The organism is Bacillus sp. SJS (genome assembly GCF_000732485.2).
In the GTDB taxonomy this organism is placed as follows: Bacteria; Bacillota; Bacilli; order Bacillales; family Bacillaceae; genus Metabacillus_B; species Metabacillus_B sediminis.
The window spans coordinates 142,702-152,660 of sequence record NZ_JAQV02000002.1 but is presented as its reverse complement, the minus strand read 5'-3'; the positions used below and the strand labels follow the sequence as shown (position 1 = coordinate 152,660).

At 43.4% G+C, this 9,959-nt stretch carries 12 protein-coding genes; all 12 read left to right on the top strand.

The features are described 5' to 3' along the window. Positions 1-341: 341 nt before the first annotated feature. The 12 genes from deoB (at position 342) to spoVAE (ending at position 9,956) form a co-directional block, all read left to right on the top strand. Complete coding sequence (gene deoB, locus AS29_RS01095) at positions 342-1,526, top strand: phosphopentomutase (protein ID WP_035411271.1); 1,185 nt, start codon at positions 342-344, stop codon at positions 1,524-1,526. 28 nt (positions 1,527-1,554) lie between these two features. Further along, positions 1,555-2,376 (top strand): purine-nucleoside phosphorylase, encoded by an 822-nt coding sequence (locus AS29_RS01090; protein ID WP_442854508.1) that lies wholly within the window; start codon positions 1,555-1,557, stop codon positions 2,374-2,376. Next, positions 2,373-3,677, top strand: a complete 1,305-nt coding sequence (locus AS29_RS01085; RefSeq protein ID WP_035411266.1) for a pyrimidine-nucleoside phosphorylase — start codon at positions 2,373-2,375, stop codon at positions 3,675-3,677. The genes AS29_RS01090 and AS29_RS01085 overlap by 4 nt, the downstream gene beginning before the upstream one ends. Before the next feature lie 269 nt (positions 3,678-3,946). Then, positions 3,947-5,107 carry a D-alanyl-D-alanine carboxypeptidase family protein gene (locus AS29_RS01080; protein ID WP_035411263.1) on the top strand — a complete coding sequence of 387 codons (1,161 nt, stop codon included), beginning with the start codon at positions 3,947-3,949 and terminating at the stop codon, positions 5,105-5,107. A gap of 95 nt (positions 5,108-5,202) precedes the next feature. After that, complete coding sequence (gene spoIIAA, locus AS29_RS01075) at positions 5,203-5,556, top strand: anti-sigma F factor antagonist (RefSeq protein ID WP_035411260.1); 354 nt, start codon at positions 5,203-5,205, stop codon at positions 5,554-5,556. After that, positions 5,556-5,996 (top strand): anti-sigma F factor, encoded by a 441-nt coding sequence (spoIIAB, locus tag AS29_RS01070; RefSeq protein ID WP_035411257.1) that lies wholly within the window; start codon positions 5,556-5,558, stop codon positions 5,994-5,996. Before spoIIAA ends, spoIIAB begins: the two co-directional genes overlap by 1 nt. 11 nt (positions 5,997-6,007) lie before the next feature. After that, positions 6,008-6,766, top strand: coding sequence for an RNA polymerase sporulation sigma factor SigF (gene sigF, locus AS29_RS01065; protein ID WP_035411255.1), 759 nt, complete (start codon positions 6,008-6,010; stop codon positions 6,764-6,766). 309 nt (positions 6,767-7,075) lie between these two features. Continuing rightward, a complete protein-coding gene (locus AS29_RS01060; protein WP_035411252.1) occupies positions 7,076-7,693 on the top strand; it encodes a stage V sporulation protein AA in 618 nt (205 codons plus the stop codon). Next, positions 7,683-8,105, top strand: a complete 423-nt coding sequence (locus tag AS29_RS01055) for a stage V sporulation protein AB (protein ID WP_035411249.1) — start codon at positions 7,683-7,685, stop codon at positions 8,103-8,105. Before AS29_RS01060 ends, AS29_RS01055 begins: the two co-directional genes overlap by 11 nt. 13 nt (positions 8,106-8,118) lie before the next feature. After that, positions 8,119-8,574, top strand: coding sequence for a stage V sporulation protein AC (gene spoVAC, locus AS29_RS01050; protein ID WP_035411247.1), 456 nt, complete (start codon positions 8,119-8,121; stop codon positions 8,572-8,574). Positions 8,575-8,586: 12 nt separating this feature from the next. Beyond that, complete coding sequence (spoVAD, locus tag AS29_RS01045) at positions 8,587-9,606, top strand: stage V sporulation protein AD (protein ID WP_035411244.1); 1,020 nt, start codon at positions 8,587-8,589, stop codon at positions 9,604-9,606. After that, positions 9,606-9,956: a stage V sporulation protein AE gene (gene spoVAE, locus AS29_RS01040; protein ID WP_035411241.1), complete on the top strand. Its 351-nt coding sequence runs from the start codon at positions 9,606-9,608 to the stop codon at positions 9,954-9,956. Before spoVAD ends, spoVAE begins: the two co-directional genes overlap by 1 nt. Positions 9,957-9,959: the final 3 nt, after the last annotated feature.

Here is a 9,959-nt window from a genome sequence, read left to right as displayed (position 1 = left end):
AAACGAACTAGGCTTTGCCTTCATGGCGGTGAACTTGAAAAAGTACACCGCCATGAACACATAAAAGTCCAAAGAAAAGCAGATTTCAACATAAAATAGGGTCCCGATCAGAAAAACCATCTGATCGGAACCCTTTACTTATTATTTCTGGTTAGTTTTGTCCCAGCCTCATTTTTTTATGGCCAGGGAATAGTTGTCATTCTTCTCGAAATTATAGGAATACTGCTTATATACGGGATTAAGATTGTCAGGCAGTTTGTAACCGGTTTATAATGAGGTTGTCAGACTTCTGACAGGATGGCTTCGTAAAGAATAAATCCCGATTTTGAGGAGGGTTTCGATTGAGTAACTATACATATAAAAGGGTGTTTGTTGTAGTCCTTGATTCAGTTGGCATTGGGGAAGCACCGGATGCAAAAGAATTCAACGATGAAGGCGCGGATACATTAGGACACATAGCCGAACGTATGAACGGCCTGAATATGCCGAATATGGCCAAGCTCGGGCTTAGCAATATTCGAGAAATAAAAGGCATTCCCGTTCAGGAGCAGCCAAAGGCTTTCTATACGAAAATGCAAGAGGCTTCAAGCGGTAAAGATACAATGACCGGGCACTGGGAAATCATGGGGCTGAATATCACTGAACCATTCCAGGTTTTTCCTGAGGGGTTTCCAAAGGAATTGACCGATCAGCTTGAAAAGGAAACAGGCAGAAAAATAATTGGAAACAAGCCGGCTTCCGGTACAGAAATTCTGGATGAGCTGGGAGAACAGCATGTGAAAACGGGAGATTTAATTGTATACACCTCCGCTGATTCCGTGCTGCAAATTGCCGCCCACGAAGAAATTGTGCCGATTGACGAATTATATGATATTTGCGAGAAGGCAAGAAAGCTGACAATGACTGAACCTTTTAAATTGGGACGGGTCATTGCAAGACCGTTCATCGGGGAACCAGGCAATTGGACAAGAACATCCAACAGACATGATTACGCGTTAAAGCCATTTGGCAGAACGGTATTGGATGAGCTGAAGGATGCGGATTACGATGTGATCGCTATTGGGAAAATTTCCGATATTTACGACGGAGAAGGAATTACAGATTCCATCAGGACGAAATCAAACATGGATGGAATGGACCAATTTATTGATGTGATGGATCGTCCATTTACAGGCATCAGCTTTTTGAACCTTGTGGACTTTGATGCATTGTTTGGCCACCGCCGCGATCCTGAAGGATATGGAAAAGCACTCGAGGAGTTCGATGCCCGTCTTCCGGAGGTTTTTGGAAAATTGACAGAAGATGATTTGCTCTTGATTACGGCAGATCATGGCAATGATCCGATCCATCACGGAACCGATCATACGAGAGAATACGTTCCATTATTAGCCTACAGTCCGCGCATGACACAGGGTCAGGAAATACCGGTTAGAAAAACATTTGCTGATCTTGGGGCTTCCATTGCAGACAACTTTAAGGTGAAGATGCCTGAATACGGAACGAGCTTCTTAAAAGAGATAAAATGAGGAGGGCTAAGCAGTGAATCGAAATGAAATGAGCAGTGCAGCGGAGTATATTCAAAAGAAAATCGGACAGGCGCCGGAGATCGGGCTAATCCTTGGATCTGGCCTTGGAGTTCTGGCAGATGAAATTGAAGAGCCGGTTAAGATTCCATATGGAGAAATACCTGGTTTTCCTGTGTCCACTGTAGAAGGGCATGCAGGCCAGCTTGTATACGGAAAGCTGAGAGGCACAACCGTTATTGCCATGCAGGGCCGGTTCCACTTTTATGAAGGGTACGATATGCAAAAAGTTGTCCTTCCGGTACGTGTGATGAAGCAAATTGGAGTTAAGACGTTGATTGTTACGAATGCAGCGGGCGGTATTAATGAAGGATTTGAACCGGGCGACCTCATGCTAATCAGCGATCACATTAATAATATGGGGACCAATCCTTTAATTGGTCCGAATGATAAAGAATTTGGTGTTCGATTCCCTGATCTTTCACAGGCATACAGCAGAGATTTGCGTGCTTTAGCGAAGGAAACGGCAAATGAGCTGAACATTAAAGTACAGGAAGGTGTTTACGTAGCCAATACAGGTCCGGTTTATGAAACTCCTGCAGAAATAAAAATGCTTAGAGTTCTTGGCGGGGATGCAGTAGGAATGTCGACTGTTCCTGAAGTAATTGCAGCTCGCCACGCTGGCCTTGATGTGCTGGGCATTTCCTGTATATCCAATATGGCTGCCGGGATCCTGGATCAGCCGTTATCTCATGATGAAGTCATTGAAACGACAGAAAAAGTAAAATCAAGCTTCCTTAGCCTTGTTAAAGGGGCAGTTGAAAAAATTTCGAAAGCAGGTGCGACAGCATGAGAATGGTAGATTTGATTCAAAAGAAACGCGACGGCAAGCTCCTTGCAAAAGAAGAAATTGAATACGTAGTGAACGGATATAAAAATGATACCATTCCTGATTATCAAATGAGCTCCTTTTTAATGGCTGTTTATTTTAAAGGAATGACAAAGGAAGAGGTGTCCTATTTAACAGATGCGATGGTAAACTCAGGCGAAACGGTTGATTTATCAGGCATTAAGGGCATTAAAGTAGATAAGCACTCTACAGGAGGAGTAGGCGATAAGATTAGCTTGATTGTGGCTCCTCTCGTTGCTTCTGTTGGTGTTCCTGTTGCGAAAATGTCCGGCAGAGGTCTTGGACACACTGGAGGAACCATTGATAAACTGGAAGCCGTTGAGGGCTTCAGTGTGGAATTAAGCGGCAAACAGTTTATCGATAATGTTAACAAGCACGGAATCTCCATCATTGGGCAGTCCGGTGACCTGGTACCTGCGGATAAAAAAATCTATGCACTGAGAGATGTTACAGCAACCGTTGATTCCATTCCTCTAATCGCAAGCAGTATCATGAGCAAAAAGATCGCAATGGGCGCGGATGCCATCGTGCTTGATGTAAAAACAGGCGCGGGTGCTTTCATGAAAACACTGGATCGTGCAAAAGATCTGGCTTCCACAATGGTAGAGATCGGCAGCCACTTAAACCGTAATACAATCGCAGTCATTACGGATATGAATCAGCCGCTTGGATATGAAGTGGGCAACGCGAATGAAATCAAGGAAGTTATTGAGGTCCTAAAAGGCAAAGGTTCAGAGGATTTGATTGAAATCTCAATGGCAATCGCTGTACAAATGTCCATTCTTGGCGGCATTTATCAAACACAAGAAGAAGCTAGAGCAGGGCTTAACGAGGCAATTGAGTCAGGAAAAGCTTTGGAAAAATTCAAAGAATTTGTAAGCTCCCAAAACGGAAATGCTGATCAAATTGATTCAATCGATTTGCTTCCGCAAGCACAACATCATGTGGAAGTAAAATCAAAGCAATCCGGCTACGTGAAAGACATTGACGCAGAGGCTATTGGAGTAGCAGCCCTTCTTTTAGGAGCTGGAAGACAAACAAAAGAAGACAAAATTGATTATGCTGCAGGCGTTTCCTTGAAAAAGAAGGCAGGAGACGAAGTTGCAGAAGGGGAAGTCATCGCTATCCTTCATTTCAACAAAGATGATCATCAGCAGGCAATGGATACATTATACGATGCATTCTCCTATTCAAATGAAAAGCCTGAAAAACGCCCGTTTGTATATGAAATCATTTCAAAATAACCGTTCGGTAAAAGCGGCGAGGATCACTCGCCTCTTTTTTGTATTTGGGAAATACAGCATTCAATAATCCTTCATTATGCTAAACGGCTTACCTAAAAGGAAAGCCGTTTTTTTTATGTTGTTCAGGAAATGAAGTAATGCAGATCAGTATTCCTGGAGAATCTGGTTCCGCTCCCAACCCTTGAGGTGAGAAGCCTTAAAGAATCAAATTGTATAAATTCCCTCTTATTGGACAAAATGGAGTGTATCTTAATTGGGAGGGTTTGGAAATGAAAAAAAGTTTTTCCATGCTATTAATTGTTTGCTTCCTATGTATGATTGCACAAGGAGCATTTGCAAAAGAAAACAGCCTGAATTTGGCGCCGCAGGCAAAGTCTGCTGTGCTTATTGAGCGGGATACAGGCAAAATCCTCTATGAAAAAAATAGTGATGAACAGCTTCCGCCGGCAAGTATGACGAAAATCATGACAATGATTCTTATAATGGATGCGTTTGATAAAGGAAAATTAAAGCTTACTGACAAAATCCGTACAAGTGAATATGCAGCGTCAATGGGAGGATCACAAATTTTCCTTGAGCCGGGCGAAGAAATGTCGGCAGATGAAATGCTGCGCGGAATTGCGATTGGATCAGGGAATGATGCCTCCGTTGCTATGGCTGAGCACCTAGGCGGTTCAGAGGACGGATTTGTTGAGCTGATGAATAAAAAGGCAGCTGAACTCGGGCTTAAAAACACTCATTTTGAAAATACAACCGGCTTGCCTGAAAAAGGCCATTACAGCACAGCGCATGACATGGCAGTCATGGGGAAAGAACTCTTGAAATATGAAAGCATCACGAAGTATACAGGAAAATATGAAGATTACTTAAGAACAGACACAGATAAGAAATTCTGGCTTGTTAATACGAACCGGCTTGTGAAATTCTACCCTGGAGTAGATGGAGTGAAGACCGGATTTACGAATGAAGCGAAGTATTGCCTGACAGCTACTGCGAAAAAAGGAAACATGAGAGTCATCGCAGTCGTAATGGGCGCTGAAACGCCTAAGGACCGGAACAATCAGGTTACGAAGATGCTTGATTATGCTTTCAGTCAATATGAAACCCATCCGCTTTACAAGAGAAGTGAAGTAATCGGTGTTCAGAAGGTGAGCAAAGGCAGCGATCAAACCGTAAATCTGGTAACATCCGAGCCCATCTCTCTTTTAACGAAAAAGGGAGAAAATACGAAAATTATTACAAAAGAAGTAATCCCTAAAAAGAATTTGGCTGCGCCTTTGAAAAAAGGTGATGTCCTTGGAATGCTTGTCCTTAAAAAGGACGGAGCGGTTGTAGCGAAGAGCCCTCTTATGGCAGAAAAGGATATTAAAACTGCAAGCTGGTGGTCCTTATTCAAACGGGTCATGGCTGACTTCACAAAAGCTGGCTAATTGTGCCGAAAGCCCACTAGTTTTGTCAACGGGCAGGAAAACGCATAAGGAAAAACGAAAGACTCATACAAGCACTGAACAAGGAGGAATTGCAGATGAGTCTAGCCGTTGAACTTAGCGTTCGAGAGTCCGTGCTGTGCATTCGTCTATCGGGTGAATTAGATCATCACAGTACTGACGAATTACGGTCAAAGGTAAATGAAATATTAGAAGAGGGCCAAGTGAAGCATATCATCCTGAATCTTGGGAATCTCATGTTTATGGACAGTTCAGGTCTTGGTGTCATCCTGGGCCGTTATAAGCAAATCAAGCAGCTCGGAGGAGAAATGGTGGTATGCTCGATCTCACCGTCCATTCAGCGCCTCTTTGATATGTCGGGTCTGTTTAAAATTGTCCGTTTGGAAGAGGATGAAGAAAAAGCGCTTCAGACACTGGGGGTGGCTTCATAATGAAAAATCAAATGGAGCTGCAGTTCTCGGCCCTCAGCCAAAATGAATCGTTCGCAAGGGTGACCATCGCTGCATTCATTGCCCAGCTTGATCCGACTATGGATGAGCTGACGGAAATTAAAACCGTCGTATCCGAGGCAGTCACTAATGCAATTATTCACGGATACAACAATGATCCGAGCGGCATCGTCTATATTACAGCTTCTCTGGAAGAAGAAGTTGTCCAATTGACGATCCGCGATGAAGGCATGGGCATTCATGATCTGGAAGAAGCGCGGCAGCCTCTGTTCACTACAAAACCTGAGCTTGAACGGTCCGGAATGGGATTTACGATAATGGAAAATTTTATGGATGACATTCAAGTAGAATCTGCCCCTTCTCTAGGGACATCGGTTAAATTAACAAAGCATTTATCAAAAAGTAAAGCTTTGGTTAATTAAGGAGACGAGCCATGGATGTGGAGGTTAAGAACGAACAGAAGAACGTTCAGTTAAAAGACCACGAGGTGAAAGAGCTGATTCTAAAAAGTCAGCAGGGTGACCAGCAAGCGAGGGACACAATCGTACAGCGCAACATGAGACTCGTCTGGTCGGTCGTCCAAAGATTCTTAAACCGGGGCTATGAGCCGGATGATCTTTTTCAGATTGGCTGCATCGGATTGCTTAAATCAGTAGACAAGTTTGATTTGTCCTACGATGTCCGATTCTCTACGTATGCAGTGCCGATGATTATCGGTGAAATTCAGCGCTTTATACGGGATGACGGAACGGTAAAGGTCAGCCGGTCGCTTAAAGAGCTTGGAAATAAAATCAGGCGTGCAAAGGACGAATTATCCAAAACATTGGGCAAGGTGCCGACAGTCACAGAAATTGCCGCTCATCTTGAGATTTCACCTGAAGAGGTTGTTTTAGCACAAGAAGCTGTCAGAGCTCCTTCCTCCATTCATGAAACCGTCTACGAAAACGATGGGGATCCCATCACATTGCTTGATCAAATAGCCGATCATACCGATTCAAAATGGTTTGATAAAATTGTCTTAAAGGAAGCAATCGAGGGCCTTGATGAAAGAGAAAAGCTGATTGTGTATTTAAGATATTATAAAGATCAGACTCAATCGGAAGTAGCAGAACGGCTTGGGATCTCGCAGGTTCAAGTGTCGAGATTGGAAAAGAAAATATTAAGTCAGATGAAAAGTCTGATGGGCGGATAGCCGTGAAAAAAGCGAATCCTTTGGGTTCGCTTTTTTATTTTGGCTCTGCTAAAGCCTGGTGTTGATTTATAACACCAGGTAATTGGGACGGGAAGCGTTCGCCCGCTGGCTGCAATCAACAGCCAAGTTTAACAGAGCCATGATTTTGAATGTAGGCTTATGAAGGAATTGCAGGTTGTATTTAAAAGCAAGTAAACCAAAATGGGTTTATTAAATGGTAATTTGTGTATATAACGGCTGTCTGCATGTTTGAAAGACGTACATAGCATACTACTTATACACTGAGTATCATCATGGGATGTGAAGAATGTGGCTAAAACGGTTTACATAAGGCTGAGGCATCGGATTCAAACGGCCCCTGAGACGTCCTTAGTTTTAGCGGATCTGGCTCAGGTGATTGATTCGGAGGAAGATTCTTCATTAAAAAAACTGGATGTATATAAGGTGTCGGCAAGTGACCGGAATATGGTCGTTGTGGACGTGATGCACGTCATTAATGTGATTAAAAGAACGGAACCCGATGCAGAAATTCAATCCATTGGCCCAACGCAAACGGTTGTGGAAATTGTTTACGAAAAAAAGAAAAGGAAGCTTATCTATTTAATTCTAGTATGGATGCTTCTGTTTGTTGGGGCCGCAATGGCCATCATCAATTTTCACGAAGATGTCAGTATGCAGGCGGTGCATCAAAAACTGTACTTCATGCTGACAGGCGACAGAATTGAAAAACCGCTTCTGCTGCAAATTCCTTATTCGATTGGTTTAGGTTTGGGAATGATTTTATTTTTTAATCATGTCTTTAAAAAACGGATTAATGAAGAACCAAGCCCTCTGGAAGTCGAGATGTTCAAATATCAAATGGATTTGGATCAATACGTTGCGATGAATGAAAACAAAGAGAGTGTGAAAAAGCTGCATGATCATTAGCATGCTCTTCATTATTTTTTTAGGTTTATCCTGGGGTTTTGCTGTCGGTGCAGGGTTTGTCGCGTTTCTCGCGGTTCTTGGAATTATACCAAGACTAAGCCAGCTGACAAAAACGATGGCTTTTATTCAAACGTACGAATGGAGTGTAGTTACGGGTGCAGCAGCAGGCGGATGGATCAGTTTGAGAAACACGGTTTTACATCTTCCTGCATTTTTCTCCGTACCTATTGGTTTAATGGATGGTATGTTCATTGGCCTTTTAGCAGCAGCCCTAACTGAGGTGCTGAATGTGCTTCCGATTCTTGCAAAACGAATCGGTATGGCTGAACAAATTCTCATCATACTTATGGCCATTGTACTTGGTAAGGTATGCGGATCACTCTATCATTGGATATTTTTTGTGGATCAATAAAGGAGGAAGCTACATGTCAAAGCTGAAAGATCATTATTCAGATAACATCAAGGCCTATCAGCCAAAACCAAACTACTTTCTAAATTGTTTAAAAGCATTTGTCGTCGGCGGGATTATTTGTGTCATTGGCCAGGCCATCAGCAATTTCTATATGACTTTTTTCAATTTCACAGAGGATACGGTCGGCAACCCTACAGTAGCCACCTTAATCCTTATTTCATCCTTGTTAACGGGAATCGGGATTTACGATCGAATTGGTCAATTTGCAGGGGCAGGATCTGCAGTTCCGGTTACCGGATTTGCAAACTCAATGACGAGCGCCGCACTTGAACATAAAAGTGAAGGATTGGTGCTTGGTGTCGCAACGAATATGTTTAAGCTAGCGGGAAGTGTCATTGTATTCGGTACAGTAGCCGCTTATATCGTAGGAATTATCCGATATTTCTTCGGACTGCTGATAGGATCGTAAGGAGGAAATGTCATGAAACTGACTGGAAAGCAAACATGGATTTTTCAAAATAATGTATATGTCACCTCCGTCGGCACGGCTGTCGGTCCAAAAGAAGCAAAAGGCCCTCTTGGAAATCTGTTTGATGAAACACATGATGACCTTCATTGCGGGGCAGACAATTGGGAGCTTGCTGAGCGCAAGCTGATGGAGCAGGCAATCGGCCATTCACTCAGCAAAGCGGGCATAAAAGAAGATCAGGTTGATTTCATGCTTGCGGGAGATTTATTAAATCAAAATGTAACCTCCAACTATACGGCACGGCATCTTGGAATTCCGTTTATTTGTATGTTTGGTGCTTGCTCTACATCTATGGAAACGACAGCACTTGGGTCTTTGCTCGTTGATGGAGGATATGCAAGCAAAGTAATCGCGGCCACTAGCAGCCACAATGCCACAGCCGAGCGTCAGTTCAGAAATCCTACTGAGTACGGCGGACAGAAGCCGGGTACATCCACATCAACCGTAACAGGATCTGGTGCCATGCTTATTACAAACGAACCCAGTGAAATCCGGATTACAGCTGCTACAATCGGGAAGGTGCAGGATCTGGGAATAAAGGACGCCAATGATATGGGTTCTGCTATGGCTCCGGCAGCCGCTGATACGATACAGAGGCATTTGGAAGATATGAATCGTACACCGGAAGATTATGACCTGATTTTAACAGGTGACTTGTCAGGAGTAGGGAGTCCGATCCTGATTGATCTTCTTAAAGAAGAAGGCATTCAAATTTCCTCAAAGCATCAGGATTGCGGTCTTCTTGTGTACCGTCCTGATCAAAATGTATTTTCTGGAGGAAGCGGTTGTGCGTGCTCTGCTGTAGTTACCTACAGTCATATCTTTAATGAAATAAAGGCTGGGAATCTGAAACGTGTGCTTGTAGTGGCAACGGGTGCTTTGCTTAGCCCAACCATGATTCAGCAAAAGGAAACAATTCCAACAATTGCTCACGGGGTCGTGTTTGAAAGAGCTGCGGGAGGGATGGCGTAATGGAGTATGTACTTGCCTTTGTTTGCGGAGGATTGATTTGTGTGGTTGGTCAAATTCTTTTGGATAAATTCAAACTGACCCCTGCCCATGTTATGAGTTCCTTTGTTGTGATCGGGGCGATTCTCGATGGGTTTGGGATCTATGATAACTTTATCGATTTTGCCGGTGCCGGAGCGACTGTGCCGATCACGTCGTTTGGACATTCCCTGCTGCATGGAGCGATGGAGCAGGCGAATGAGCATGGATTTATCGGGATTGCGATGGGAATATTTGAGTTAACATCAGCAGGTATCTCATCTGCGATACTTTTCGCCTTTATCGTAGCGGTTATTTTTAAACCGAAGGGGTAGGAT

Excerpts from the sequence above, each read along its gene's own strand:
- spoIIAA (WP_035411260.1), top strand. The coding sequence starts at position 5,203 with ATGAGTCTAGCCGTTGAACTTAGCGTTCGAGAGTCCGTGCTGTGCATT.
- AS29_RS01085 (WP_035411266.1), top strand. The coding sequence starts at position 2,373 with ATGAGAATGGTAGATTTGATTCAAAAGAAACGCGACGGCAAGCTCCTT.
- spoVAD (WP_035411244.1), top strand. The coding sequence starts at position 8,587 with ATGAAACTGACTGGAAAGCAAACATGGATTTTTCAAAATAATGTATAT.
- AS29_RS01055 (WP_035411249.1), top strand. The coding sequence starts at position 7,683 with ATGATCATTAGCATGCTCTTCATTATTTTTTTAGGTTTATCCTGGGGT.
- AS29_RS01080 (WP_035411263.1), top strand. The coding sequence starts at position 3,947 with ATGAAAAAAAGTTTTTCCATGCTATTAATTGTTTGCTTCCTATGTATG.
- spoVAC (WP_035411247.1), top strand. The coding sequence starts at position 8,119 with ATGTCAAAGCTGAAAGATCATTATTCAGATAACATCAAGGCCTATCAG.
- spoVAE (WP_035411241.1), top strand. The coding sequence starts at position 9,606 with ATGGAGTATGTACTTGCCTTTGTTTGCGGAGGATTGATTTGTGTGGTT.
- spoIIAB (WP_035411257.1), top strand. The coding sequence starts at position 5,556 with ATGAAAAATCAAATGGAGCTGCAGTTCTCGGCCCTCAGCCAAAATGAA.
- AS29_RS01090 (WP_442854508.1), top strand. The coding sequence starts at position 1,555 with ATGAGCAGTGCAGCGGAGTATATTCAAAAGAAAATCGGACAGGCGCCG.
- sigF (WP_035411255.1), top strand. The coding sequence starts at position 6,008 with ATGGATGTGGAGGTTAAGAACGAACAGAAGAACGTTCAGTTAAAAGAC.